Annotated in this window: 26 protein-coding genes; 4 read left to right on the top strand and 22 right to left on the bottom strand. The window is 68.0% G+C overall.

Features of this window, described 5'->3' with window-relative positions; all coding sequences use genetic code 11:
- Window positions 1-119: 119 nt before the first annotated feature.
- The 10 genes from tatC to FE633_RS13975 all read right to left on the bottom strand — a co-directional run bounded on the left by tatC (window position 120) and on the right by FE633_RS13975 (window position 8627).
- Window positions 120-1079, bottom strand: a complete 960-nt coding sequence (gene tatC, locus FE633_RS14020; RefSeq protein ID WP_138045470.1) for a twin-arginine translocase subunit TatC — start codon at window positions 1077-1079, stop codon at window positions 120-122.
- Between the two features lie 47 nt (window positions 1080-1126).
- Complete coding sequence (gene tatA, locus FE633_RS14015) at window positions 1127-1417, bottom strand: Sec-independent protein translocase subunit TatA (RefSeq protein ID WP_138045469.1); 291 nt, start codon at window positions 1415-1417, stop codon at window positions 1127-1129.
- A gap of 236 nt (window positions 1418-1653) precedes the next feature.
- Window positions 1654-1848, bottom strand: coding sequence for a hypothetical protein (locus FE633_RS14010; RefSeq protein WP_119101890.1), 195 nt, complete (start codon window positions 1846-1848; stop codon window positions 1654-1656).
- 9 nt (window positions 1849-1857) lie between these two features.
- Entirely contained in the window at window positions 1858-2136 is a 279-nt protein-coding gene (locus tag FE633_RS14005) for a hypothetical protein (RefSeq protein ID WP_138045468.1), read from the bottom strand.
- Between the two features lie 11 nt (window positions 2137-2147).
- Window positions 2148-3227, bottom strand: coding sequence for a helix-turn-helix transcriptional regulator (locus FE633_RS14000; RefSeq protein WP_138045467.1), 1080 nt, complete (start codon window positions 3225-3227; stop codon window positions 2148-2150).
- Between the two features lie 14 nt (window positions 3228-3241).
- Window positions 3242-4195 (bottom strand): helix-turn-helix transcriptional regulator, encoded by a 954-nt coding sequence (locus FE633_RS13995; RefSeq protein WP_138045466.1) that lies wholly within the window; start codon window positions 4193-4195, stop codon window positions 3242-3244.
- Between the two features lie 227 nt (window positions 4196-4422).
- Complete coding sequence (locus FE633_RS13990; RefSeq protein WP_138045465.1) at window positions 4423-4797, bottom strand: FKBP-type peptidyl-prolyl cis-trans isomerase; 375 nt, start codon at window positions 4795-4797, stop codon at window positions 4423-4425.
- Between the two features lie 55 nt (window positions 4798-4852).
- On the bottom strand, window positions 4853-5830 hold the full coding sequence (locus tag FE633_RS13985; protein WP_138045464.1) for an FKBP-type peptidyl-prolyl cis-trans isomerase: 978 nt from the start codon (window positions 5828-5830) through the stop codon (window positions 4853-4855).
- 166 nt (window positions 5831-5996) lie between these two features.
- Complete coding sequence (gene pafA, locus FE633_RS13980; RefSeq protein WP_119101884.1) at window positions 5997-7358, bottom strand: Pup--protein ligase; 1362 nt, start codon at window positions 7356-7358, stop codon at window positions 5997-5999.
- A 9-nt stretch (window positions 7359-7367) separates the two neighbouring features.
- The gene (locus tag FE633_RS13975; RefSeq protein WP_138045463.1) at window positions 7368-8627 is read right to left on the bottom strand and encodes an MFS transporter; all 1260 of its coding nucleotides are present in this window, start codon (window positions 8625-8627) and stop codon (window positions 7368-7370) included.
- 108 nt (window positions 8628-8735) lie between these two features.
- Here FE633_RS13975 and FE633_RS13970 point away from each other — a divergent pair, with 108 nt between their 5' ends.
- Complete coding sequence (locus FE633_RS13970) at window positions 8736-9752, top strand: LacI family DNA-binding transcriptional regulator (protein ID WP_171059944.1); 1017 nt, start codon at window positions 8736-8738, stop codon at window positions 9750-9752.
- 57 nt (window positions 9753-9809) lie between these two features.
- Here FE633_RS13970 and prcA read toward each other — a convergent pair whose 3' ends face one another.
- The 6 genes from prcA to arc all read right to left on the bottom strand — a co-directional run bounded on the left by prcA (window position 9810) and on the right by arc (window position 15967).
- Complete coding sequence (gene prcA, locus FE633_RS13965; protein WP_138045461.1) at window positions 9810-10592, bottom strand: proteasome subunit alpha; 783 nt, start codon at window positions 10590-10592, stop codon at window positions 9810-9812.
- Window positions 10593-10651: 59 nt separating this feature from the next.
- Window positions 10652-11497: a proteasome subunit beta gene (gene prcB, locus FE633_RS13960; protein WP_138045460.1), complete on the bottom strand. Its 846-nt coding sequence runs from the start codon at window positions 11495-11497 to the stop codon at window positions 10652-10654.
- Window positions 11449-11742: an endonuclease VII domain-containing protein gene (locus FE633_RS49475; protein WP_425473174.1), complete on the bottom strand. Its 294-nt coding sequence runs from the start codon at window positions 11740-11742 to the stop codon at window positions 11449-11451. The genes prcB and FE633_RS49475 overlap by 49 nt, the downstream gene beginning before the upstream one ends.
- Window positions 11743-12069: 327 nt before the next feature.
- Window positions 12070-12288 carry a ubiquitin-like protein Pup gene (locus FE633_RS13950; RefSeq protein WP_138045458.1) on the bottom strand — a complete coding sequence of 73 codons (219 nt, stop codon included), beginning with the start codon at window positions 12286-12288 and terminating at the stop codon, window positions 12070-12072.
- A gap of 166 nt (window positions 12289-12454) precedes the next feature.
- On the bottom strand, window positions 12455-13966 hold the full coding sequence (gene dop, locus FE633_RS13945; RefSeq protein WP_138045457.1) for a depupylase/deamidase Dop: 1512 nt from the start codon (window positions 13964-13966) through the stop codon (window positions 12455-12457).
- 234 nt (window positions 13967-14200) lie between these two features.
- On the bottom strand, window positions 14201-15967 hold the full coding sequence (arc, locus tag FE633_RS13940; protein ID WP_138045456.1) for a proteasome ATPase: 1767 nt from the start codon (window positions 15965-15967) through the stop codon (window positions 14201-14203).
- 255 nt (window positions 15968-16222) lie between these two features.
- On the opposite strand from arc, the gene FE633_RS13935 reads away from it, so the two are divergent.
- The gene (locus FE633_RS13935) at window positions 16223-16528 is read left to right on the top strand and encodes a ferredoxin (RefSeq protein ID WP_138045455.1); all 306 of its coding nucleotides are present in this window, start codon (window positions 16223-16225) and stop codon (window positions 16526-16528) included.
- A 167-nt stretch (window positions 16529-16695) separates the two neighbouring features.
- Here the strand turns inward: FE633_RS13935 and FE633_RS13930 are convergent, their stop codons facing one another.
- From FE633_RS13930 to FE633_RS13920, 3 genes are all read right to left on the bottom strand, one after another.
- Complete coding sequence (locus FE633_RS13930) at window positions 16696-17274, bottom strand: hypothetical protein (RefSeq protein ID WP_138045454.1); 579 nt, start codon at window positions 17272-17274, stop codon at window positions 16696-16698.
- A 196-nt stretch (window positions 17275-17470) separates the two neighbouring features.
- Window positions 17471-18379, bottom strand: coding sequence for a tRNA (adenine-N1)-methyltransferase (locus FE633_RS13925; protein WP_119101874.1), 909 nt, complete (start codon window positions 18377-18379; stop codon window positions 17471-17473).
- Window positions 18380-18446: 67 nt separating this feature from the next.
- A complete protein-coding gene (locus FE633_RS13920; protein ID WP_138045453.1) occupies window positions 18447-20222 on the bottom strand; it encodes a site-2 protease family protein in 1776 nt (591 codons plus the stop codon).
- Between the two features lie 215 nt (window positions 20223-20437).
- Here FE633_RS13920 and FE633_RS13915 point away from each other — a divergent pair, with 215 nt between their 5' ends.
- Together FE633_RS13915 and FE633_RS13910 are read left to right on the top strand one after the other, a co-directional pair.
- Window positions 20438-21358: a RecB family exonuclease gene (locus FE633_RS13915; RefSeq protein ID WP_138045452.1), complete on the top strand. Its 921-nt coding sequence runs from the start codon at window positions 20438-20440 to the stop codon at window positions 21356-21358.
- A gap of 14 nt (window positions 21359-21372) precedes the next feature.
- Window positions 21373-22044, top strand: coding sequence for a response regulator (locus FE633_RS13910; RefSeq protein ID WP_030560260.1), 672 nt, complete (start codon window positions 21373-21375; stop codon window positions 22042-22044).
- Between the two features lie 75 nt (window positions 22045-22119).
- Here the strand turns inward: FE633_RS13910 and FE633_RS13905 are convergent, their stop codons facing one another.
- The 3 genes from FE633_RS13905 to FE633_RS13895 all read right to left on the bottom strand — a co-directional run bounded on the left by FE633_RS13905 (window position 22120) and on the right by FE633_RS13895 (window position 26532).
- Complete coding sequence (locus FE633_RS13905; protein WP_138045451.1) at window positions 22120-23703, bottom strand: ABC transporter substrate-binding protein; 1584 nt, start codon at window positions 23701-23703, stop codon at window positions 22120-22122.
- Between the two features lie 56 nt (window positions 23704-23759).
- Window positions 23760-25364, bottom strand: coding sequence for an ABC transporter substrate-binding protein (locus tag FE633_RS13900; protein ID WP_138045450.1), 1605 nt, complete (start codon window positions 25362-25364; stop codon window positions 23760-23762).
- A gap of 472 nt (window positions 25365-25836) precedes the next feature.
- Window positions 25837-26532: an HAD family hydrolase gene (locus tag FE633_RS13895; RefSeq protein ID WP_138045449.1), complete on the bottom strand. Its 696-nt coding sequence runs from the start codon at window positions 26530-26532 to the stop codon at window positions 25837-25839.
- Window positions 26533-26678 lie beyond the last annotated feature (146 nt).

Genomic DNA, 26678 nt, shown 5'->3' with positions numbered 1-26678 from the left:
CCGGCGCTGCGTACCGTTCCCCTCCGGGAGCCGAAAGCCGGTGCCGAGGGCTCGGCACCGGCGCACCTCTACGGCTCACTCGCCGGCCACGGTACGGACCGCACCAGGTCGTCCGTGCCTCAGGTCACATCGTCGTATCCGTTGACCCTGTCGTGGTCCCGCTCGGAGTCCGCCTGGGCCGGCAGCGCGCGGCTGGCCGACACGGACTCGATCTCGCCGATGTCGTCAGGCGTGAGGTCGAGCTCGGACGCCTCGTCGTCGTCCGGTCCCTCTGCCTCGCGGCGGGCCCGACGGCGGTCGTTGAGCAGCGAGAAGGCGGTGGCGGCGAAGTACAGGATCCAGATCGGACCGGCGAGCGCCAGCATCGTCAGCGGGTCCGTGCTGGGCGTGGCGATCGCGGCGAAGACCGTGATGCCCATGATCATGCCGCGCCACCAGCCTGCCATGCGCTTGCCGGTGATCACTCCGGTCATGTTGAGCATCACCAGGAGCAGCGGCAGCTCGAAGGAGAGGCCGAAGACGAGCACCATGCGCAGGACGAGGTCGAGCAGGTCGTCCAGCGGCAGGAAGTTGTCGACGCCGTCCGGCGTGAAGCCGAGCAGCACCTCCGCCGTGGTGGGCAGCACCCTGTAGGCGAAGAAGGCACCGGCGAGGAAGAGCGGAGCGCCCGTGCCGACGAACGCGTAGGCGTACTTCTTCTCGCTCTTGTGCAGGCCGGGCGCGACGAAGGCCCAGAGCTGGTAGAGCCAGATCGGTGAGGCCAGTACGACACCGGCCATCAGGGACACCTTCAGGGCCAGAGTGAAGGCGGTGAGCAGACCGTTGATCGTGATCCGCGCACACTGATCCTTGGAGGAATTCGCCAGTTCCTCGAAGGACTTCTCACAGCCGACCGAGTCGAGGATCGGCCTTGTGATGAAGTTGATGATGTCGTTGTAGAAGAAGGCGGCAACGATCGTGACCAGGAAGATGGCCAGCATCGCCTTCGCGAGCCGGTTGCGAAGCTCACGAAGGTGCTCCGCGAGGGGCATCCGCCCCTCCGGATCCTTCTCTTCCTTCTTGCGGGCAGACTTGAGCAACCCACGTTCCCATCTCGTGCAGCGGGCCGGAGGTCACCGGCCCGGCGTCAGCGCTTGGAGGTGTCCGTCGGCTCGCTGACCGGGCGGGAACTGGTCACATCGCCGGGCGCCGCCTGAATGGTGCGCTGGCCCGGGGTCTGCTGGTCGTCGTGCGGCGGAGCGGACGGGGCGGCGCTGTTGTCCTGGCCCTCCGTCTTCATCGCCTTGGCCTCGCTCTTGAGGATGCGAGCGGACTTGCCCAGGGAGCGAGCCATGTCCGGAAGCTTCTTCGCGCCGAACAGCAGGATGATGACGACGAGGATGAGAATGATCTCGGGGGCTCCGAGCCTTCCGAACATAGTCTTTACCTTCTCACCGAGGCGGCGTGGGTGGGGTGCCGTCCGACCTGTCGGACATCTGTCCGAGGGTCGTACCGACAGCGATCGTAACGCTCAGGGGTGAACGCTGGGCAATCCCTGTGCGTACTCCCAGTTCGCGGCCCGCGCCTCGTTCTCCGGGCCGCGTCCAGCAGAGTACCTGCCGATCCTGCGAAGTTGACAGGGCAGACTGCCCCAAAGCGCCCAGCCGGGACGAGTCACAGGGAATCCACAGTGCGTGCCGCGCTCGCGGAGGCCCGTTCCAGGTCCTCGGCGGCGCGATTGATGCGCCGCGCGGAATCGGTGACTTGCCTGCCCAGGCGCTCGGCCTCCAGGAAGACCCGGACGGCGAGGACGCCGAGGACGGCGATTCCCAGGAAACCCACAGCGATCGCGAGCATCGGCCAGAACATGCGGCGAGCCTAGACCGTCGAGTGCAGTCGCAGCGTCCGCACCCCTCCGCCGGTGAGGAGTTCGACGATGCGCTCGCCGGCCGGTTTGCGCACCGCCGCGCCGCACTCCGGGCACGTGAAGGAGTAGAAGGTGGTCCGGGGCGTGGCGCCGATCGCCAGGCGCAGGGCGCCCGCGGCGAGTTCGATGCGGGCACGGCAGTCGGGGCAGGCGGCTCTGAACACCACGGGGTCCACTCTCGTCATCCCCGAAAAAGCGGACGTTGCAGACATTCCACGCGCATCAGACATCGCCGACCTGTTCAAAGACCTTGCTCCCGCCTGCCGTACAGCCCGTCCTGGACTCCGTGAGGCCCGTCGTGCGGGCTCGGCGAGCCCTGCGGCCCGCCCTGTACGCCCTCCGGCCCGTCGTACGCCGCGAGCGCCTCGCGGGCTGCCTGCCGGGCGCTGTCCGCGAGTTCCCGGGGCGAGACGATCCGGCCGTCCCGCCCGAGCCTCAGCGCGAGACGGCGCAGCGAGGCGGGATCGGGCGTACGCAAGGTGATACGCAGCCCGCCGTCCGGCAGTTCATCCGCGCTGTCGTGCGGGTAGTACTCGGCGACCCAGCGCCCGCCCGGGCCCACCTCCACGACCACCTCGGGGTCCTCGGCCGCGGGCTGCACCAGCCCCTCGGACAGATCCCGCAGCTCGACCTCGGGCGGCGCGGACGGCTCGTCCAGGATCCGGATCTCCGCGACCCGGTCGAGGCGGAAGGTGCGCCGCGCCTCGGAGCGGCGGCACCACGCCTCCACATAGGTGTGACCCACGCTGACCAGGCGGATCGGGTCGATCTCCCGCTCGGTGACCTCGTCGCGCGCAGGAGAGTAGTAGCGGATCCACAGCCGTCGCCGCTCGGAGATCGCCCGGTCGACGTCCGCGAACACCCCGCCCTCGGATTCGAACGTGACCGACAGCCGGGAACTCGCGCCCGCCGCCTCGCCCGACGCGGCCTCCACCTTCGCGGTGGCCCGCAGCAGTGCCTGCCGGTCCCCCTCACGCAGCCCCGGCAGCGTGGACACGGCCCGGGCGGCCACCAGCAGCGCGGTCGCCTCGTCGGCAGCGATACGCAGCGGCTCGGCCGCCTCCGCGCCGAGGGCGCCCGGATTGCGCCACCAGATCCGCTCACCGTCCGTGTCGATGTCCAGCAGATCGCCGCCCCGGAAGCTGGTCCCGCACAGCGGCAGCACATCCAGATCGGAGATCAGCTCGTCCTCGGTGATCCCGAAGGCCCGGGCGACGTCGGCGACCCGCGCACCGGGGCGCTCCCGCAGATACGTCACCAGGGAGAGCATCCGCCGGGTCTGGTCGATGGCGCTCGTGGGCCTGGCCGGTTTTCCCACCACTTTCTTACGTCCCCTCAGCCCTTGGCCACGGCACGCAGCCGGTCCACGACGTCGGCCCGCAGCTCCGCGGGCTCCAGGACCACCACATCGGGCCCGAACTCCACCAGCCAGGCGTCCAGACCGTGCCCGTACGGGATCACCAACTCGTCCCATCCGTCGCCCAGTTCCCGCATGGAGACAGCCTTGGCCCGCAGCGGGTAACCCGCGCCCGTACGCAGCCTTATCACCGCGGAGCGGTCGGCGATCTCCCCCGCCCAGCTCGCGACCGTCTCGCGGACGGTGACGACATCGGGCACCTCGGCGGTGAACTTCCCGCTGCGGGTACGGACCCTGCCGGTGATCCGTGACAGCCGGAAGACCCGTTCCGCGCCCCGGTCACGGTCCCATCCGGCCAGGTACCAGTGGCCCCGCCAGCACTCCAGCGCCCACGGCTCGACCAGGCGGGGCTCGGGGTGGGCTGCGGTCGCCTTGCGGTAGTCGAAGGAGACCGGGCGGCGGTCGCGGCAGGCGAGCATCAGCGGCTCGAAGGCGGCCTCGTGCACGGGGATACGCGGCTCCAGGGCCCCGTGTGCCTCGTACGGGTCGACGTCCTCGGGCAGCCCGGCCGCGCGCAGCTTCTGCAGGGCGCCGCTCGCCGCGCCCGCGAGCCGGGCCTGCTGCCAGACCTTGGCGGCGAGCCCGAGGGCCGCTGCCTCCTCGGCGTCCAGCGTGATGGGCGGCAGACGGTTGCTGTCGCGGCGTGCCAGATAGCCGACTTCGCCGTCCAGGTTCTCCACCGTCTCGATGACCAGGCCGAGTTCGCGCAGATCATCCTTGTCGCGCTCGAACATCCGGTTGAAGGAGTCGTCCGAACCGGCTTCCAGATAGGCCTCGATGGACTGGCGAAGCTCACGTTTGCTCAGGGGCCGCCGCGTCCCGAGCAGACACAGCGCCAGGTTCATCAACCGCTCGGCCTTGGCAATGGCCATCGACGCCCTACGTCCTCTCGTTCAGCCCTTCCGCTCGATGACCGTACCGCTCCGGGGTGTCGCGGCAAAAGCCGAGGGTCCATGCCCGGGCAGGCATGGACCCCAGATGATCGGGTCCGGTCAGACCGCGATCACACGGCGTACGAAGATCCGCCGCGCGTCGAGCGCGGGCGGTCCCCGCGAAGATCAGACCCGAAGATCAGACCTCGAAGATCAGACGGCGAAGATCAGACGGCGACCAGGTCGCAGACGAAGATCAGCGTCTCGCCCGGCGCGATACGGCCGCCACCGGCGCCACGGTCGCCATAGGCGAGGTGGGCCGGGATCGTCAGCTGACGACGGCCGCCGACCTTCATGCCCTGCACACCCTGGTCCCAGCCGGAGATGACCTGACCGACACCGAGCTGGAACTCCAGCGGCGTACCGCGGTTCCAGGACGCGTCGAACTCCTCACCGGTGGAGAAGGCCACGCCCACGTAGTGGACCTTGACGAAGTCACCGGCCTTCGCGACCGGCCCGTCGCCCTCCCAGATTTCCTTGATCTCGAGGTCCGCCGGGGGCTCGCCGCCCGGGAAGTCGACCTCGGGCTTCTCGATGCTCACTTCATTACTCCTTGTTACGCGGCCTGTGTCCCGGACGGTGTCATCGGCACCGCGGTCAGACCGTTCCGAGAATATCCACGACGAAGACCAGATTGTTCTTCGCCAGTTCGCTGCTGGGGGTCCCGCCGTAGCCGAGCTTGGGCGGGATCACCAGCAGGACCCGGTCGCCCACGTTCTTGCCGACGAGGCCCTTGTCCCAGCCCGGCACCACGGAGCCGTTGCCGATCTGGAAGGCGATGGCACCACCGTGGTCCCAGGAGGAGTCGAACTTCTTGCCGTCCTCCCACTTGACCCCGGTGTACTGGGCGATGAGCCCCTGCCCGGCCTTGACCTTGTCACCACTGCCCTTGACCAGCACCTGCTGCTCGAGGTCCTTGGGGGCCTTGGTGCCCTTGGGAATGGTGATGGTCGCCGCCTTCTGCGAGGGAGCCTTCACCTCCGGCAGGCCCTCCTCGACAGCGGCCTGCTCACCCTTCGCCTCCGCCTTGGAGTCGACGGAGGCCGTACCGACCGCGTCGAGCACCCAGACCAGCACATCCTTGGGACTGATCCCCGAAGACGTGTTCAGAGTGTCGCCGAACAGGTCGCCCGCGGTGCCCTGCACCAGGATCCGGCTGCCCTGCTTCTCACCCTTGACGGCGTCCAGCACCTTGGCGGGCAGCTGCTGGCTCGGCTGGCCGATCCGTTCCACAGCCTGCCGGCGCGGCGCCGACCCCCCGCCCGGCGAGGCCCAGCTGCTACCGAGCTCCTGGGCGCCCTCCCACTTCTCGACGGTCCAGTCCAACCGGACGAAGTCGGAGGTCTTGATCTCGGCTCCGTCACCCTCGGAGAGGGCCTTGATCACCGTTTTCTTGGACGGCTTCCCGTCCTTCGGGACGGAGATCTCGGGCTTCGCCCCGAACTTCCCCTTCACCTGGGCGACGCCGCTCGTCGCCTCGTTATCGCTGTCATCATCCGATCCGCACGCGGCGGTGATCAGCAGGGCGGGCACGGCCAGCAGCGCGACGACACGGCGCTTCACATTGTGTTTCATCAGTCCAACTGGGGGATTGGGGCCAGGGCAATGGCCGCCACTCTACGGCGTGCACGCGGTCTTGTTCGGATTGCCGCGAGACGCGCCGACGCCCCGTACGCCCGATGCCCGGAGGCAGTGCTGCCTCCGGGCATCGGGCACAGTGGCCGGCGCGAGCCGGGCCGGCTCACATTCCGGCGATGAGCTTCTCCACCCGGTCGTCGACGGACCGGAACGGGTCCTTGCACAACACGGTGCGCTGCGCCTGGTCGTTGAGCTTGAGATGGACCCAGTCGACGGTGAAATCCCGGCGCTGTTCCTGCGCGCGCCGGATGAAGTCGCCGCGCAGCCGGGCACGAGTGGTCTGCGGCGGCACGGACTTGCCCTCGAAGATCTTCAAATCGTTGCAGATCCGAGCGGCCTGGCCCTTCTTCTCCAACAGGTAGTAGAGACCCCGGCGACGGTGGATGTCGTGGTAGGCGAGGTCTATCTGCGCGACACGCGGGTGCGACATCGTCATGTTGTGCTTGGCGCGGTACCGCTCCAGGAGCTTGTACTTCATGACCCAGTCGATCTCCGTACCGATCCGGTCGAGATCCTCCGTCTCGATCGCGTCGAGCGTACGGCCCCACAGCTCCAGGACCTGCTCGACCGTGCCGGTACGGATACCGCGACGCTCGCAGAAGTCCACGGCCTTCTCGTAGTACTCGCGCTGCACCTCCAGGGCCGAGGCCTCACGGCCGCTGGCCAGGCGAACCTTGCGACGGCCCGTGATGTCATGACTGACCTCGCGGATGGCCCGGATCGGGTTCTCCAGCGTCAGGTCACGCATCACCGTGCCCGCCTCGATCATGCGCAGCACCAGATCAGTCGCACCGACCTTGAGGAGCATGGTCGTCTCGGACATGTTCGAGTCACCGACGATCACATGCAGCCGGCGGTAGCGCTCCGCATCCGCGTGCGGCTCGTCCCGGGTGTTGATGATCGGCCGGGAACGCGTCGTCGCCGAGGAGACGCCCTCCCAGATGTGCTCGGCCCGCTGACTGACGCAGTACACCGCGCCACGCGGAGTCTGCAGCACCTTGCCGGCACCGCAGAGGAGCTGCCTGGTGACGAGGAACGGGATGAGGATGTCCGCGAGCCGGGAGAACTCCCCGTGGCGGGCCACCAGATAGTTCTCGTGGCAGCCGTAGGAGTTGCCCGCCGAGTCGGTGTTGTTCTTGAAGAGGTAGACGTCGCCCGCGATTCCTTCCTCGTGCAGGCGTCGTTCGGCGTCTACCAGGAGTCCTTCCAGAATGCGCTCGCCCGCCTTGTCGTGGGTGACAAGCTCTGTCACGTTGTCACATTCGGGAGTCGCGTATTCCGGATGTGATCCCACGTCGAGATAGAGGCGGGCGCCGTTTCGCAGAAAGACATTGCTGCTGCGGCCCCATGACACGACACGGCGGAAGAGGTACCGCGCCACCTCGTCAGGAGACAGGCGGCGCTGTCCCCTGAACGTACATGTGACGCCGTACTCGTTCTCCAGCCCGAAAATGCGGCGGTCCATGACTGAACATTACGCCTGATGCCCGGTGCTGAAACGGGGTTCGACGGCACCGTTTCGATCATTTTCCGAAGCGGCTGCCACCACATCACCGCCGCCCACATCTGCGAGGACCCGCACCGTGGCCAGCAGGACAACCAGCGCAAGGGCCCCCGCGGCACCCGGAACCGCGAAGCCCCAGACCGCCCCGCCCCACTCGACGACCGGTCCCGCCAGGCCCGTTCCCACCGACGAGCCCACCATGAACGTCGTCACCAACCAGGAGAACGCCTCCGTGACCGTGCCCCGCGGCGCATGCCGGTCGACGATGACGAAGGAACAGGCGATACAGGGCGCGAGGAAAACCCCTGCAAGCGCCGTGAGCGCCGTCATCACCACCACACCGGGCATGAGCATCAGCGGCACGTAAAAGACCGCCAACAGCGCCACGAGCACACGCAACCGCCGCTCCGGAGCACCACTCCACTGCCGCGCCCCGTACACGCTGCCGCCGACGAGCGCGCCGAGCCCGATGGCCGCCATCAGCCAGCCATACGTCGCGTCCCCGCCATGGTCGTCCGCGTACGACACAGCCGCGACCGCGATGGAGCCCAGCGCCATGCCGACGAAGAGAAACGCGCCGAGCAGGGCGAGGAGGCCCGGCGAACGCAGCGCGCCCAGCCAGTGCGCCTCACGCGGAGCCGAACGCCACGCGCGCGAGGGCCGCGAGACGACCACGGAGAGCGCCCCCAGGATCCCGAGCACGTTCAGGACCAGGAGCGCGGCCTGCGCCGACCACAGCGACACGCACAGCGTGACCAGCAAGGGCCCGACGGTGAACATCACCTCCTGCGCCACCGCGTCCATCGCGTACGCCATGTGCACCTGGTCCTCCTGACGGAGGACAGAGGGCCACAGCGCCCGCAGACCGCCCTCCAGGGGCGGCGTGAAGAACCCGGCGACCACCATCAGCGCGTACGCGAGCGGCAGCGGCTCGGTGCCGGTGAAGGCGAAGCCGGCCATGCCGAGGGCCGACACGAGCGCGGCGGGCAGCTGCACACGCGGCTGCCCGTAGAAGTCCACGAGACGGCCGAGCACCGGCTGCCCCACGGCGTTCGCCACGCCGTAAACCGCGGCGAGCGCGCCGGCGAGGCTGTAACTGCCGCCCTCCGCGCGGATGAACAGCAGGACGGCGATCGGGGCCGTCGCGTTCGGCAGCCGTCCCACGAGCGTGCCCACGAGCAGCCTGACGGCATGCCTCGTCCTGAGGATCTCCAGATAACGCGAGGCCATGCCCTGCCCTTCCCCTAGCCGGTCACACCCGAGGTTGTACGTATAACTAACCTGGCCATACGTACCATGTGCGCTGTCCGCGAGTCCAGAAGAAAGAACAGGTCGACGGTGGCACGAGGTAGCACGCGCCCCACAAGCCGCGACGTCGCCCAGGTCGCCGGCGTCTCCCAGGCCGCCGTCTCACTCGTACTGGGCGAGAAATGGCGCGGAAGAGTCTCCGAGGCCACAGCCGACCGAGTCCGCCAAGCCGCACAGGAGCTCGGCTACCGGCCCAACCTCGCCGCCCGCAACCTCCGCCTCGGCCGCACACGCACCGTACTGCTCGTCGTGCCCGCCCTGACCACCGAATTCTTCGCCGGCGTCTACACCGGCGCCGCCCGCGTCGCCGCCGAACACGACTTCGGCGTCGTCCTCTACCCCTCACCCCAAGGCATCGGCCCTGCCCGCGACCCCTTCGGATCGGCACCCGCCGCCCTCGACGGCGTGATCGCCTCCTCCATGGCCGCCGACGCACTCACCGCGATCCACGGCGACCAGTTGCCCCTGGTCATGCTCGACAGCGACCCCGACGGCAGCCTCGGCGCCGCAACCGTCAACCTCGACATCAGAGACGGCATGCGACAGGTCGCGGAACACCTGCTCGGCCTCGGCCACCGCCGATTCCTCCATCTGGCGGCCGACATCGCCTCCTGGACATTCGACATACGCGCAAACGAACTCGCCACACGCGTGAGCAAGGCCCCCGGCGCCCAGGTACGCACCATCGCCGCACCGATCACCATCGAGGACGCCCTCACGGCAGCCGAAACCGCCCTCGCCACCCCCGGCCCCCGGCCCACCGCAGTCGTCTGCGACGACGACAAACTGGCCGCCGGCGCCTACAAAGCGGCCCGACGGCTCGGCCTGCGCATCCCCGACGACCTCTCCATCACCGGAGTCGACGACCTGGCCATCGCCACCGCCATCGACCCAGAACTGACGACCGTACGCCTGGACGCCGAACTCTTCGGCGAACGCGGCATGAAGGCACTCCTCACCGTCCTGGACGGCCGCACACCCGCCGACCGTGACATCCCCGTCCAACTGGTCGTACGAGGCTCCACGGCGCCCCCACACCTGCCCTGAACGCCGCGCGCCCCGGCCACAGACGGCCGGGGCACACAAACAGGCGAGATGAGCCCGCTACTTCTCGACCTCGGAGCCCCCGGAGCTCCCGGAGCCATCGGAATCGCCCTCGGCCTCCGCCTCCGACTCCGCGCCCGTACCGTCCCCCGCCAGCAGGCGGGACAGCTGACGGCCCACAATGCGCCTGAACTTGCGCTGCTGCGGACGTGTACGGTCCAGGACCGCAACCTCCAGACGCTCCGCGGGAATCTCCCGCTCACTGCCGTTCGTGTCGCGGGACAGGGCCTGAACAGCCAGCTTCAGCGCCTCCGCGAGCGTCATGCCCTCCCGGTGACGCTGATCCAGATAGCTGCTGATCTGCTCCGCATTGCCGCCGACCGCCACCGAACCGTGCTCATCCACGATCGACCCGTCATGCGGCAACCGGTAAATCTGGTCACCCTCCGGCGTCTCACCCACCTCGGCCACCACAAGCTCCACCTCATACGGCTTCTCAGCCGCACTGGAGAAGATGGTGCCGAGCGTCTGCGCATAGACATTGGCGAGACCGCGGGCAGTCACATCATCACGGTCATAGGTATAACCCCGCAGGTCCGCATACCGGACACCACCAATGCGGAGATTCTCGTACTCGTTGTACTTACCGGCGGCCGCGAAACCGATCCGGTCATAGATCTCGCTGAACTTGTGCAGCGCACGGGACGGGTTCTCACCGACGAACACAATCCCGTCGGCGAACTGCAGCACCACAAGGCTGCGGCCCCGGGCGATGCCCTTCCGGGCGTACTCCGCCCGGTCGGCCATGGCCTGCTGGGGTGAGACATAGAACGGCGTCGACACCGGTTATCCGTCCCTTTCTGTCGAAGTCACTGGACCACCTGATAAGAGAAGGGCCGCTGTCAGAGCAGCGCGGCGCGCGGGCCGTCGGGCTGCTCCAGGCGCCGCTCCAGAATCGAGCGGGCGATCTCGGAGGACTCCTCGTCGGTGAGCCGGCGGAAACCCTCCTCGGTGATCACGGTGACGATCGGGTAGATCCGGCGGGCGACATCCGGACCGCCCGTCGCCGAGTCGTCGTCGGCCGCGTCATACAGGGCCTGCACAACCAGCGTCGTCGCCTGCTGCTCGTTCAGATCATCGCTGTAGAGCTTCTTCATGGCACCGCGCGCGAAGATCGAACCGGAGCCCGTGGCCGCGAAGCCCGACTCCTCCGAGCGGCCACCCGTCACGTCGTACGAGAAGATGCGCCCCTTCTCGCGGTCCACGTCGTACCCCGCGAACAGCGGGACCACCGCCAAGCCCTGCATGGCCATGGCGAGATTGGACCGGATCATCGTCGACAGGCGGTTCGCCTTGCCCTCCAGCGAGAGCGTGGCACCCTCCACCTTCTCGAAATGCTCCAGCTCCAGCTGGAAGAGCTTGACCATCTCCACGGCCAACCCCGCCGTACCGGCGATACCCACCGCCGAGAACTCATCGGCCGGGAACACCTTCTCGATGTCACGCTGCGCGATGACGTTACCCATCGTGGCTCGCCGGTCACCGGCGAGCACGACACCGCCGGGGAACGTGGCGGCGACGATCGTCGTGCCGTGCGGCGCCTCGATCACGCCCTGGACAGGCGGCAGCTGCCGCTTGCCCGGGAGCATCTCCGGCTGGTGCTCGGACAGGAAGTCCATGAAGGACGACGACCCAGGCGTCAGGAAGGCAGCTGGTAGACGCCCGGTGCTACGAGTGTTGGCTTCCACGCGTTTCCTTCCAGGTAGTCGGCAGCTCGGTACGCAGCTTCGGGGTCGTCCCTCAACAGACCGAGGCCGGAATTGCAGTTGAAGCACAGTACGCCACGGACCCTACCCGTCTCGTGGCAGTGATCCACATGAACAGCAGGAGCCTCTAGACAGATCGCACACAAGCCCATCTGGGAGGCGATCATCTCGTCACGCTCGGCCACGGTCAGGCCGTACTTACGCCGAAGATGTTGTGCGGGCGCCACTGCCGCCCGGCAAGCCTTGCAGCGGCCGGCCAGGCCATCGGCAGCGCTGCTTTTTCGATGCCACTCGCTGTGCGGCTTTACCTCCCCGCAGCTCCGACAGCGCTTGTGTCCTTCAGGCACGTTGTCGTCGGGCCCTAGCACTGGAGGCTCCGGTGCTCGGCAGTGATAGTTGGTCGCGCAGTCCTGGCAATGGCGCTGCAAGCCATCGAGGTTTGATCGCTTGCGGGCGAAGGCCGTGCGCGGCTTGTCCTCGCCGCACCGCACACAGCGCTTCACACCTTCTTCGTTCGCCAACCTCAGAGCCCCCGTCACCCTTCGATTCGAAGGCTACTCGCCGCCCTTCTGAACGAAACTACGGACGAAGTCCTCCGCGTTCTCTTCGAGCACATCATCGATTTCGTCCAGGACGGAGTCCACGTCATCGCTCAGCTTCTCCTGGCGTTCCTTGAGGTCCTCCGAGGCCTCCGCGTCCTGCGCGGTCTCCTCGACCTCCTCGGTGGAACGCGTGGCCTTCTGCTGCCCGCCGCCGGTGTCCTTGGTCGCCATAACCCTCACCCCGCTCGGTTCGACGTTCTTGATCAGACCCTACAAGCAGGGTCCGACATCGGCCCCGCAGTTACTCCAACGTCCGGGGGCCACCTCGATGATTCCCGTACGCCGCCTTTTTCCACCCCGCCTGTCCCCGCACGCTCGCGGGCCCGGCCAGGGCCGGTCAGCCGCCCGACAGGACCCTGACCAGGTCTTCTGCCGTGCGGCAGCGGTCCAGGAGCTCCTTCACGTGATTACGCGTTCCGCGAAGGGGTTCGAGGGTTGGCACGCGCTGCAGCGAGTCCCGGCCCGGCAGATCGAAGATCACCGAGTCCCAGGAGGCCGCCGCGACGTCGTCGGCGTACTGCTCCAGGCAGCGGCCGCGGAAGTACGCCCGTGTGTCCTCCGGCGGCTTGGTCTGGGCCTTCAGGACGTCCTCGTCGTCCAGCAGGCGCTTCATCTTGCCGCGGGCCGCCAGGCGGTTGTAGAGGCCCTTCTCGGGGCGTACGTCGGCGTACTGGAGGTCGACGAGGTGCAGCCGGGCCGCGTCCCAGTCGAGGCTGTCACGGCGCCGGTAGCCCTCCATGAGCTCCCGTTTGGCGACCCAGTCGAGTTCGCCGGCCAGGCTCATCGGATCGCTCTCCAGGCGGCCCAGGACGTCTTCCCAGCGGGTCAGCACATCCTTGGTCTGCTCGTCCGCGTCCGCGCCGAAGCGCTCCTCGACGTACTTGCGCGCCAGCTCGAAGTACTCCATCTGCAGCTGGACCGCGGTGAGCGTCCGGCCGCTACGGAGCGTGATCAGGCGTTTGAGGGTGGCGTCGTGGGAGACCTGGTGCAGCGTGCGCACCGGCTGGTCCACTGCGAGGTCCACGGCGATGAAGCCGTCCTCGATCATGGAGAGGACCAGGGCCGTGGTGCCGAGCTTGAGGTAGGTGGAGATCTCCGAGAGGTTCGCGTCGCCGATGATCACGTGGAGGCGGCGGTATTTCTCGGCGTCGGCGTGCGGCTCGTCGCGTGTGTTGATGATGGGCCGCTTGAGGGTGGTCTCCAGGCCTACCTCGACCTCGAAGTAGTCCGCGCGCTGGCTGAGCTGGAAGCCGTGCTCGTGGCCGTCCTGACCGAGGCCGACGCGGCCCGCGCCGGTGACGACCTGGCGGGACACGAAGAACGGCGTGAGGTGGCGCACGATGTCCGAGAAGGGGGTTTCCCGCTTCATCAGGTAGTTCTCGTGCGTGCCGTAGGAGGCGCCCTTGTTGTCGGTGTTGTTCTTGTAGAGGTGGATCGGCTGGGCGCCGGGGAGCTGGGCCGCGCGTTCGGCGGCCTCCGCCATGATGCGCTCGCCTGCCTTGTCCCACAGGACCGCGTCGCGCGGGTTGGTGACCTCCGGTGCGCTGTACTCCGGATGCGCGTGGTCCACGTACAGCCGTGCTCCATTGGTGAGGATGACGTTGGCCAGGCCAATGTCCTCGTCTGTGAGCTGGCTGGCGTCGGCGGCCTCGCGGGCGAGGTCGAAGCCTCGCGCGTCGCGCAGCGGGTTCTCCTCCTCGAAGTCCCACCGGGCGCGGCGCGCCCGGTGCATCGCCGCCGCGTATGCGTTGACGATCTGGGACGAGGTGAGCATGGCATTGGCGTTGGGGTGGCCGGGGACGGAGATCCCGTACTCCGTCTCGATGCCCATTACTCGCCGTACGGTCATGCGGCCCTCCTTGCCCGGCGGCGCCCTCGGTCGGGGGCGCAGCTCAAGTACCGCTGGTGCTCCGGTGCGTGTGCGGTGCCCGTCCCCGCACTGCGCGACTCGGCGGTACGGAAGAGCCTAGAACGCCTTTGCCCTGGTGGGGAGATCATTTGCGTCATTGCTCCGCTCCGGTTGCGCCCTGGAAAACAGTCGGCTGCGGGTACCCGGTGAGGGCACCCGCAGCCGCCCTGTCTTTTACAGGTACTGACCGGTGTTCGCCACCGTGTCGATGGAGCGTCCGGTGTCGGCGCCCTGTTTTCCGGTGATGAGGGTGCGGATGTAGACGATCCGTTCGCCCTTCTTTCCGGAGATTCGAGCCCAGTCGTCCGGGTTGGTCGTGTTGGGTAGGTCTTCGTTTTCCTTGAATTCGTCGACGCAGGCCTGGAGCAGGTGGGAGACCCGCAGGCCCTTCTGGCTGTGCTCCAGGAAGTCCTTGATGGCCATCTTCTTGGCGCGGCCGACGATGTTTTCGATCATGGCTCCGGAGTTGAAGTCCTTGAAGTAGAGGACTTCCTTGTCACCGTTGGCGTAGGTGACCTCCAGGAAGCGGTTTTCCTCGGATTCGGCGTACATCTGTTCCACGGCGGTCTGGATCATGCCCTGGACAGTGGAGCCCCTGTCGCCCGCGTGCTCGGCGACGTCCTCGGCGTGGAGCGGGAGGCGCTCGGTGAGGTACTTCTGGAAGATGTCCTTGGCCGCTTCGGCGTCGGGACGCTCGATCTTGATCTTCACGTCGAGGCGGCCGGGGCGCAGGATGGCGGGGTCGATCATGTCCTCGCGGTTGGAGGCGCCGATGACGACCACGTTCTGCAGGCCTTCCACGCCGTCGATCTCGGCGAGCAGCTGCGGGACGATGGTGTTCTCCACGTCCGAGCTGACGCCGGAGCCGCGGGTGCGGAAGAGGGATTCCATCTCGTCGAAGAAGACGATGACGGGTGTGCCCTCGCTGGCCTTCTCCCGTGCGCGCTGGAAGACGAGGCGGATCTGCCGCTCGGTCTCACCGACGTACTTGTTCAGGAGCTCGGGGCCCTTGATGTTGAGGAAGAAGCTCTTGCCTGCGGCCTGTCCGGTCACTTCGGCGACCTTTTTGGCCAGCGAGTTGGCGACGGCCTTGGCGATGAGCGTCTTGCCGCATCCGGGGGGCCCGTACAGCAGCACGCCCTTGGGTGGCCGCAGCTCGTGCTCGCGGAAGAGGTCGGGGTAGAGGTACGGGAGCTCGACCGCGTCGCGGATCATCTCGATCTGGCCGCCCAGACCGCCGATCTGCTCGTAGCCGATGTCGGGGACCTCTTCGAGGACGAGTTCCTCGACCTCGCTCTTCGGAACGATCTCGTAGACGTAGCCGGAACGGGGTTCGAGCAGGAGGGCATCACCGGGGCGGATGTTGACGTCCAGCAGTGGCTCGGCGAGCCGTACCACCCGCTCTTCGTCGGTGTGCCCGAGTACCAGGGCGCGCTCGCCGTCCTCGAGGATTTCCTTGAGGGTGACGATGTCCCCGACGCGCTCGTACTCCATGGCCTCGACCACGTTGAGCGCTTCGTTGAGCATCACTTCCTGGCCGCGCCTGAGCTCGTCGAGCTCCACGCTGGGGCTGACGTTCACCCGGAGCTTGCGGCCCCCGGTGAAGATGTCGGCAGTGCCGTCCTCGTTCGCCACGAGGAAGACGCCGAAGCCGGCCGGCGGCTGTGCGAGCCGGTCGACTTCCTCCTTGAGGGCCACGATCTGGTCTCGGGCCTCACGGAGCGTGTTGGCGAGTCGCTCGTTTTGTGCGGACACGCCGGCCAGGTTGGTCTGCAGCTCGACGATCCGCTCTTCGAGAATCCTCGTGTGACGCGGAGAGTCGGCGAGCTTGCGTCGCAGGACGGCGATCTCCTGCTCAAGGTAGGCAATCTGCCCGGCGGGGTCGTCGGACCCTCGTCCCGGGCGGATGCCGCGGTTCATGTCGTCGTCGTGGGCTGCCACGGTCCTCACCTCCTCCAAGGGGAGCTGGACGCTTCCAGACCCTACCTGGGTGGGTGTCGATTGAAACCCCTAGATCACAAAGACGGTCGGGGTGTGTCCGATCTTCACCCTTGCGCTCTCCCTCACGCCAGGGGGATACCCATCCAACAACATCGGAAAGCGGACGGTTGTAGGCTCGCAGCGTTCAACACCCGTCAGAGCTGGGCCGACTTGCCTTTCGTCTCGGATGGCTCGGCACAGGAAACGGCAGGAGATATGAGCGTGCAGCAGGAGGCCGGCGTCAGCGGCGAGGCCCTGGAGGTCTGGATTGATCAGGACCTCTGTACTGGCGACGGCATCTGCGCCCAGTATGCACCCGAGGTCTTCGAGCTGGACATCGACGGGCTGGCGTACGTGAAGGGCTCCGACGACGAGTTGTTGCAGGCCCCGGGCGCCGCAACGCCCGTGCCGCTGCCGCTTCTGCGGGATGTGACCGACTCCGTGAAGGAGTGTCCGGGTGAGTGCATTCATGTACGTCGCGTTTCGGACAAGGCCGAGGTGTACGGCCCGGACGCGGAGTAGTTCCGCGATCACGGCACGTCATTTCTTGGTGCTGATCGGTCCTGCGCGGGCGTGAGTTCGGCCACACGAGCGCGGGTTCCGGGGGTGAGGTTTCCCGAACTCGCACGGGCAGGGGCCCGGTCCGCCGTGTCGTGGTGGACCGGGCCGGTCGCGTTATGTCTGGTTCGTCACACGCTCTGGGCGCCGGCGGGGGTGGAGCGGACGAACGTGCCGTTCTTCCACTGCCACTTGGCTCGCTCGGTGGTGTCCGGGCAGCAACTGGGAACGTCGGGCGACGAGTAGCCGAGGAGGGTGGCGGTGACGGTGGCGTCACGTACGGCGAAGTCCGACACGGTGAGGCGGTCCTTCGGGTCGATGAGGGTGGCCACCACACGGGGTTTGGGTGCGTCGGCGGCCTGGGTGAGGACGTAGACGCCGTTGGGCGGGGTACTGGCGAGCGCGTCGCAGCGAACGACTGCCACCGTTTCCGGCCGGCCGTCGCCGTCGAGGTCCGCGGAGGCTTTCTTCTGGACGATGACCTTGGTGGGGCCGCACTCGATCGGGAAGTCGACGCCGGCGGGATCGGGGGGCGCTGTGACGGCTGCGGCGGATTTCGCCCCGAGGCCGCCCGGCTGGGCGGCGGTGGCCTGGTCGGGCTGCAGGAAGGAGCCGGCCGCGACGACTCCTGCGAGGGCGGTGGCCGTGGCGACCCAGTGGATCGGGCGGCTGCGTGTGTGTGCGAGTTCCGGGACAACGGATTGCTGCACGAGAGATGTGTCTCCTGTGAGGCCTGTGCCGGTGGGGGTGGGGGTGGCCAGCATCGTGCCATACGTCACAGTGAGGGGGAACGGCGGGGTCACGGGTTGTGGCACGGCGTCAACACAAAAGCGCCGTGGCCGAGTTCCCGAGGGTGTTCGGGAACTCAGCCACGGCGCTTGCGCGTTGTACGCGGCACGGGCCGTCTCAGCGGCTGGTGGCGGTGCCTCCGTCGGCGTTCGGACCGGCGTAGTCCTCGCCGTACGCGCCCTTGGCGGGACGGCGACGGCGCATGGGCGGCTCGACGCCGTCGGCGAGGCGGCGGGCGGTGAGCAGGAAGCCGGTGTGTCCGATCATGCGATGGTCGGGTCGGACGGCCAAACCCTCGATGTGCCAGTTGCGGATCATCGACTCCCAGGCGGTCGGCTCGTTGAAGCAGCCGATCTCGCGGATGGACTCGACGGTCCGGGCGAGCTGGGTGGTGGTCGCGACGTAGCAGCACAGGATGCCGCCGGGGACGAGCGCCTTGGAGATGGCTTCCAGGCATTCCCAGGGGGCGAGCATGTCGAGGATGACGCGGTCGACGTCGGTGTCCGAAAGGTTGTCCTGGAGGTCGCCGACGGTGAGCTGCCAGGCGGGGTGCGGGCCGCCGAAGTAGCGCTCCACGTTCGCCTGCGCGATCTCGGCGAAGTCCGCGCGGCGCTCGTAGCTGTGCAGCATGCCGTGGTCGCCGATGGCGCGCAGCAGGAAGCTGCTGAGCGAGCCGGAGCCGACGCCTGCCTCCACGACGCGGGCGCCGGGGAAGATGTCGGCGAAGGACAGGATCTGCCCCGCGTCCTTGGGGTAGACCACGGCAGCGCCGCGGGGCATGGACAGGACGTAGTCGGGGAGCAGGGGGCGCAGCGCGAGATAGGCGACGTTCCCCGTGGTGCGGACAACGCTGCCCTCGGGGGCGCCGATCAGCTCGTCGTGCGGGAAGGAACCCTTGTGGGTGTGGAAGTTCTTCCCGGCTTCGAGCGTGAACGTGTAGTGGCGTCCCTTGGGGTCAGTGAGCTGGACCTGGTCCCCGACCTTGAAGGGCCCGCGTCGGCGGGCTGCACCGGTCGGTTCGGACATGTGACCAGCCTACCGGTCCGGGCGGGAGCCCAGGACCACAGGCGAACCGAGCGCAAATAAGTGCAGCTCAGCTGGGCCTGGCCATGGCCTTGACGAAGGCGCGTTCCACGTCGGCGGCCGAGAGGACGCCGTAGATCTCGCCGGATTCCTCGACGACCAGGTACTCGGTGGCGGGGGTGGCCCGCAGGACGTCGAGGAGTGCCTCGCCGGCGAGCTCGGCGGAGACGCGCATGCCGTCGGTGAGCTCCTGGGCGAGGCCGCTGACGGCGACCCAGGGGCGGCGGTGTTCCGGTACGCCGACGATGGCGGCCTCGCGGACGAGTGAGAGGGGTTCGCCGTCGGCGTCGACGACGACCAGGGCGCGGGCGCCGACGTCGTTGGCGCGGCGCAGGGCCTCGGAGAGCGGTGTGTCGGTCTGTACGGGGACGGCGCGGCGGGTGAGGGAGCGGGCGCGCAGCTCGGGGAGGTGTTCGCGGAGGCGGGCCATGCGGAGGCTGTTTCCGGCGCCGGTCCAGATGATCGCGGCGAGGATGGCGGCGAGCAGGGCGTCCGTGACGGTGTCCATGCCGCCGATGTCCTCGGCGTCGGTGCCGAGCGCTCCGGACTGGGTGAGCAGGGGCAGTCCGATCAGTACGGAGATCGCGAGGGCGCGGCCGACCCAGGCGGCGGCGATGGTGCCGGTCATGGGCCTGCCGGTGATCTTCCAGACGACGGCGCGGAGCATGCGGCCGCCGTCGAGGGGCAGGCCGGGGAGGAGGTTGAAGACGGCGACGATCAGGTTGGAGATCATCAGGCCGGCGAGCAGGACGCCGGGGACGGTGCCGGGCTCGACGGTCATCAGGGCGAGGTAGAAGACGCCGGCGAGGACGAGGGAGAGCAGGGGGCCGACGAACGCGAGTACGAACTCGCGGCCCGGGGTTTCGGACTCCTTCTCGATCTCGGACACGCCGCCGAAGAACTGCAGCTGGATGCGGCGTACCGGCAGTTTGAAGCGGAGGGCCGCGACGGTGTGGGCCAGTTCGTGGACGAGTACGGAGGCGTAGAAGGCGACCGCGAAGAAGAGGGAGACGAGGTAGCGGGCGGCGCCCAGTTCGGGCAGTACGCGGTCGAGCTGGCCGCCGAAGACCCAGGTGATGAGTGCGGCCACGAGGAACCAGCTGGGCGCGACGTACACGGGCACCCCGAAGGGGCGCCCCATGAGGAGCCCGCCGCCGGGCTCCTTGCCACGTCGCGGGGGCCTCGGCCCCCGGCCGCCGGTCTGGGCCCGCCCGTCGGGGCCGCCGCCGGCGCCGTCACGTCGCTTCTCCCCCGGTTCATCGCCTCGTGAGGAGGCCTGAGCCACGCCACTGTCGCGTCCGTGCCCCGTAGCGCCGGACGGCTGGGCGGCGGCAGGGGCGACCGCGGCTCTCTGGTCCGCGGCTTCCTGCCGCACGGGGCTGTCCGCCGGGCCCTCAGGGCTCTCAGGGCTCTCAGGGCTCTCGGGGCTCTGGCCCTCAGTGCTCTCGCGGCGCGCGTCGGCTGTCTCCGCCGTCGTGGATTGTGCGGCCGTCGGGGTGTCCACAGGGACGTCGGCGCTCTCGGTGGCGGTGGTGTCCGCGGGCGGCGATGCGGGGGGCTCGCCGGTCGCGTCGGAGCGGCGTGTGGCGGCTGTGGGCTTCTCCCGCCTCCCTGTGCCCGAAGGCTCGTTGGAGGTGGCGGAGTCGGTGGGGTCCGGGCGGGTGGTGCGATCCGCCGGGTCCGCGTCGGAGCGCGGGTGTGCGGTGGTGGCGTCCGGCACCGCGGGGTGCTCGGTCGCTTCGTCCGTACCGGATCGCGGCTGCCCGCTCCCGCCGCTCTCGTCCACGATTTCCTCTCGTTCGACGCGTCTCCCGCTCGCGGTCATCGGTCATCGGTCATAGATGAGCGAGAGGTCCTGTGGTCGATGGTATGCGGCCGTCGCGGTGTGTTTCGCCCCGGCACCCCCTCAGTTGGCCGTGCCGTCGCGCTCCGCGCGTACGTCACCGTGTGTCGTGTTCGTGCTCCTCTTGGTGTCAGTGGCGGGCCGTAAGGTCTGTCGTCATGGAAACGAGCACTGACGACGGCGTCGCGCAGGCCGGCACCGGCACCGAGCCCGCGACCGCCGTACCCCCGGCCTCGCTGTCGCCCTCGCGCGCCGGCGACTTCATGCAGTGTCCGTTGCTGTACCGCTTCCGGGTGATCGACAAGCTCCCCGAGAAGCCGAGCGAGGCGGCGACGCGCGGCACGCTGGTGCATGCGGTGCTGGAGCGGCTCTTCGACGCGCCGGCCACGGAGCGCACGGCGCCGCGTGCGAAGTCGCTGGTCCCCGGGCAGTGGGACCGGCTGCGTGAGGCGAAGCCGGAGCTGGCCGAGTTGTTCGCCGACTCGGACGAGGAGGCCGCGGGTGAGCGGCTGGCGCGCTGGCTCACCGAGGCCGAGCAGCTCGTCGAGCGCTGGTTCACGCTGGAGGACCCGACTCGTCTCGAGCCCGCCGAGCGCGAGCTTTTCGTGGAGGCCCGGCTCGATTCGGGCCTCACTCTGCGCGGCATCATCGACCGGGTCGACGTGGCGCCGACGGGCGAGGTGCGGATCGTCGACTACAAGACGGGCAAGGCCCCGCGTCCGGAGTACGCCGAGGGCGCGCTGTTCCAGATGAAGTTCTACGCCCTGGTGGTGTGGCGCCTGAAGAACGTCGTCCCCCGCCGTCTCCAGCTCGTCTATCTCGGCAGCGGTGATGTGCTGACCTACGACCCGGTGATCGCGGACCTGGAGCGCGTCGAGCGCAAGCTGCTCGCGCTGTGGGACGCGATCCGCCGGGCGACCGAGTCCGGCGACTGGCGGCCGCGACGTACCAAACTCTGCGGCTGGTGCGATCACCAGGAGGTATGTCCGGAATTCGGCGGTACTCCCCCGCCATATCCCCTACCGGTGAGGGCGCCGGAGTCGGGCGGTGCCGCGCAGGGCAGAATGGGGCCGGACTAGCGAAGGAGACTTACGTGGCCATCCGTGTCCTACTGGTCGACGACCAGCCGCTGCTGCGTACCGGCTTCCGGATGATCCTGGAGGCGGAGCAGGACATCGCGGTCGTCGGCGAGGCCGGAGACGGCCTGCAGGCACTCGACCAGGTACGTGCGCTGCAGCCCGATGTGGTGCTGATGGACATCCGTATGCCGCGGATGGACGGTGTGGAGGCGACCCGGCAGATCACCGGACCCGGTCGGGACGGTCCGGCGAAGGTCCTGGTGCTGACCACCTTCGACCTCGACGAGTATGTGGTGGAGGCGCTGCGGGCGGGCGCCAGCGGTTTCCTCCTCAAGGACGCCCCGGCCAACGAGTTGGTGCAGGCGATCCGTGTGGTCGCCGGGGGTGAGGCGATGCTCGCGCCGAGCATCACGCGCCGGCTGCTCGACAAGTACGCGGGCCATCTGCCCTCGGGCGACGAGCCGGTGCCGGACACGCTGCACACGCTGACCGAGCGCGAGGTCGAGGTGCTGAAGCTGGTGGCACGCGGACTGTCGAACGCGGAGATCGCCGCGGACCTCTTCGTCAGCGAGACCACGGTCAAGACGCACGTGGGGCACGTCCTCACCAAGCTGGGTCTGCGCGACCGCGTGCAGGCGGCGGTGTACGCGTACGAGAGCGGTCTGGTGCGGCCTGGCGCGCAGTAGGCGCGCGCACCTGTCATACGGCGATGGCCGCTCCCCTTTCGAAGGGGGGCGGCCATCGCCGTATGCGCGCGGTGATCAGTCCTTGCTGATCTCCCAGAACCGGAACACGGTCGACGGGTCGAGGCAGTTCTCCAGGCCGTACACGTTGTCGTGGACGACCGCGTACTGCTTGGCCTGCCAGATCGGGAGGACCGGGAGCTGGTCGGCGACGATGTCCTGGAGTCGTCCGTACTGCTGCTCGGTCGACGAGCGGTCGCTCTGGGCGGCGGTCTCGGGGATGAGCTGCCCGGTGACGGTGCTGTTGGTGTAGTTGTTGCCCAGCACGTTGCCCTTGCCGAAGAACGGGGCCGTGAAGTTGTCCGGATCCGGGTAGTCGGGTACCCAACCCTTCACGTACACGCCGTACTTGCCGGCCGCGATGTCCTTCTCGTACTGGCCGTAGGCGACGGACTTCACGGTGGCGTCGAACAGACCGCTGGCGTTGAGCTGCTTGGCTATCGCCTCGAACTCCTGGTCCGTGGACGGGCCGTAGCGCGCCGGTGTCGACCAGAGGGTGAGCTTCACCTTGTCGGTGATGCCGTCGGCGCGCAGCGCGGCCTCGGCCTTGTCGCTCGACGGGCGGGAGCCGTAGGTGTCGAAGAAGGCCGTGTTGTGGGCCGTGATGCCGGCCGGGATGATCGAGTACAGCGGCGTCGCCGTGGACTCGTAGACCTGGTTGACCAGGGCCTCGCGGTCGAGGAGATAGGCGATCGCCTTGCGGACGCTCAGCTTGCCCGCCACCGGGTCCTTGGTGTTGAAGACCAGGTGCTGCACCTCGGCGCTGGAGCCCTCGATGACGTCGATGTCCTGGCTGTTGGTCGTGTTCTTCTGGATGTCCGCGATGTCCTGGGCGGCGAGGCCGCGGTAGGCGACGTCGATCTCCTTGTCGAGGAGGGCCTTCTTCAGGCGGTTCCGGTCGCCGTGGAAGAACTTCAGGGTCACGCCGTCGTTCTGCACCTTGGCGGTGCCCTTGTAGTTCTTGTTGACGGAGAAGACGGCCTTGTTCTTGTCGAAGGAGTCCAGCGTGTAGGGGCCGGAGCCGACGGCATTGCCGTCCGCGTTCAGTTCGTCCTCCGCGTACGACCGGTGGTTCACGATCGAGCCGGCGCCGGAAGCGATCTTGCTGGGGAAGGTGGCGTCGGCGACCTTCAGTCTGAAGACGACCGTCTCCTCGTCAGGGGTCTCCACCTTGTCCAGCATGGGGAACATGATCGCGGGGCCGTTGGCGTCGTCGATCTTCATCATGCGGTCGAAGGAGAACTTGACGTCCTCCGAGGTGAGCGGGTCACCGTTGCTGAACTTCAGACCGTCGCGCAGGGTGCACTTGTAGACCTTGGTCTGAGTGTCCGTGAAGGAGCAGGCCTGGGCGGCCTCCGGCTCCGGCTCCGTACCGCCCTTGGGGAAACTCAGCAGGGACTGGAAGACGTTGTTGAAGAGAAGCCAGGAACCAGGGTCGTAGCCCGATGCGGGGTCCGTGGCCTGCACGGCGTCGGTCATCCCCATGACGACGGACGAGCCGGTTTCCCCGGAGTCGTCCGTCCCTGATCCGCAGCCGGTCAGCAGGCCGGCGGCCAGCCCCGCCGCGACGGGCAGAGCAGCCCTCTTGGTGCGCTTGTTCACGTGCGTGTGCCTTGTCGTTGGTCTCGAAGTCCGGTCAGTCGCTGGCTCCGCAGTGGTCAACTGCGGACGCCGTGGCCGAGCTCCCACAGCTGCAGGGTCGCGGAGGAGTTGAGGGCCCGTTCGGCGCCGGTGATGTCGCTGCGTGCGGCGACGTACTGGTTGCCCTGCCACACCGGCAGCAGGGGAACGTCCTGGGCGACGATGGTCTGGATCTCCTCGATGCTCTTTGACGCGCTGAGCCGGTCGGCCTCACGGCGGGACTGGGGGATCAGGTCGTCGCGGATCTCCTTGTTCACGTAGGGCGAGTTGATGGTGTTGTTCTTGTCGAGGAACGGCGCGAGGTAGTTGTCGGCGTCGGGGAAGTCCGGGAACCAGCCCATGCCGAAGATCCCGTACTCGCCCTTCTGCTCCTTCGGGCGGTACGTCGTCCACTTCTCGCCCTTGATGTCGGCGTCGAACAGACCGCTGTCGTTCAGCTGCTTCTGCAGCAGCTCGAACTCGTCCTTGGTGGCCGGACCGTAGTGGTCGGTCGTGTAGTGCAGCGTCACCTTCACGGGCGTGGTGATGTTCGCCTTGGCCAGGAGGGCTGCGGCCTTGTCGGTGCTGGGGTTGCCGTACTCGTTGAAGAACGAGTTGGAGTGGCCCGTGAGGCTCGCCGGCACCATCGAGTAGAGCGGGTCTGCGCCGGTGCCGTACACCTTGGAGACGATCTCGCCCCGGTTGATGACCTGCGCGACCGCCTGACGGACCGCCCTGGTCTTCACCTGTGGGGCGTTGGTGTTGAAGCCCAGGTAGCGGATCTCCAGGCCGGGCTGCTCGATCAGGTTGATGTCCGTGGACTTGTCGTTCTGGAGCTTCTTGATCTGCTCGGGCGACATGGTGCGGGCCATCATGCTGATGTCGCCCTTTTGGAGGGCGGTGCCCATCGCGGACGAGCTGCCGAAGTAGCGCAGCTCGACCTTGTCGTTCTTGACGTCCAACTGCCCCTTGTAATGCGGGTTCTTGGTGAAGACGGCCTTGACGATTTCGTCGTTCTTGACCTTGGCGTCGAGGGTGTACGGTCCGGAGCCGTCCACCGAGAAGCCGTCGCGCAGCCTGTTCTTGTCGTAGTCGTCGGGGTTGACGATGCCCGCGACCGGTGTCGACAGCTTGAACGGGAACGTGGCGTCGGCGGTCTTGAGGTGGAAGATCACCTCACGGTCGCCCCGCGTCTCGACGGTGTCGATGGTGGAGAGCAGCGCGAAGACACCGCTGTCGGCCTTGAGGCGCAGTGCGCGGTCGATCGAGAACTTCACGTCGGAGGCGGTCACCGGGTCGCCGTTCGCGAACTTGAGGCCCTCGCGCAGGGTGCACGCGTAACGCTCGCTGCCGGTGTCGGTGAAGCCGCACTTCTCGGCGGCCTCCGGCTCGGGGTCACCACCGCCGTCGGGCATGGTCATCAGCGTCTGGATGGTCTGGCGGAGGACGTTCCAGGGGGCGTTGTCGTACGCGTACGCCGGGTCCAGCGGCGCCGGCGCCTCCTTCGAGGCGGCGAACCGGTCGGTGGTGCCCACGACGATGGCGTCGTCGCCCTGAGCCCCGCCGCCGGATCCGCCGCACGCGGCAAGGACCGGGGCGAGCAGGCCCATCACGGCCGGCAGCACCAAAGTCTTACGGTTCATGCTCGAAGTTCTCCAGAGCTGTCGATCCCGAGAACCCGGCGGGCTGGGGTGGCACTCGCGGATCATCAGGGTTACGGCGATGTTCTCGCGACGAGATTAGTCCGCAGCGGCAGAACGTCTTGCAGGCACCGGAGTTGAGTTCCCATCACGCTTTGGAACCGGGCGTGGACGCACCGGAACCCGGCAGCGGAAGGATTCGTTCAGTGCCCCCCGAAATGGGACACAAGGGCACGCCGACCACCCCTGGAAAGGGGTTCACTGCACACCAAACCTTCCCTGTCGACCCGCCGGTGGGTGGTGAACGTCACACCGTCGACAGGGTGGAGAGGTCGTGGAATTCAGCCATCCGGCGGGGGTCGAATTATTCCGATGGCATGACCATGCAGTTTTTCGCATATTCAACTGTTTACCCTGGGTCAACGATGAGCGCTTTTCCGTCGTCAGGCGCTCGGCAAAGCCTCATTGAGTCTCTTCACGCCGCCATCAGACCGCGTAGAAAGGGCAGGTCGACCTCTTCCAGGGAGGTCACGACGGTACGCCGGTGGGCGGGGGCGATCGGTGCCACGGAGGGCACGGCCACCACATGACAGCCGGCGGCCTCGGCGGCCGTGACACCTGTCGCGGTGTCCTCGACGACCGCGCATCTGACCGGATCGGCGCCGAGCCCCGCGGCTGCCAGCAGGTAGGGATCGGGGTGCGGCTTGGTGCGCTCGACCTCGTCGCCCGCGATCGTCAGGGCGAAGTTCCGCGGGCCGAGCGAGGTCAGTACGCGGTCGATGATGCGGCGGTGGGAAGCGGAGACCAGGGCGGTCGGGATCTCGTGCGCGGCCAGCTCCGCCAGGAGCCGCGCGGCGCCCGGCATCAGCGGCAGGGCGCGGCCGATACGGTCCTCGAACCCGTCGTTCAGCAGCACGGTGAGTTCGGCCAGGGTGATGTCGGCTCCGGTGGCCTCGATGAGGAAACCCGCGCTGCGGGTCATGGGACCGCCGACCACGACATGGCGCCATGAGTCGTCGAGCCTGTGGCCGAGGCGCGCGAACACCTCGACCTCGGCGTCCCACCAGAAGCCCTCGGTGTCCACCAGGGTTCCGTCCATGTCGAGGAGCACGGCCTGCAGGGCTGAGCCTTCGGCCGTACGGGTACCGAGTGCGGGGACCGTACTGGTCATCCGGGCACACCTCCAAGAGGGACGAGAAGGCCGGCTCCCCAGAGGGAACCGGCCTGCGCTGGACCGACCAGTCTACGACGCTCGTCGGGGAAGTGCTCGGTTTAATCGCCTTGCACGAGGGCACACTGAGAGTCCGGCACGGGGCC

Source organism: Streptomyces montanus (genome assembly GCF_005786655.1).
Lineage (GTDB): Bacteria > Actinomycetota > Actinomycetes > Streptomycetales > Streptomycetaceae > Streptomyces > Streptomyces sporangiiformans.
This window is presented reverse-complemented; position numbering and strand designations above follow the sequence as displayed.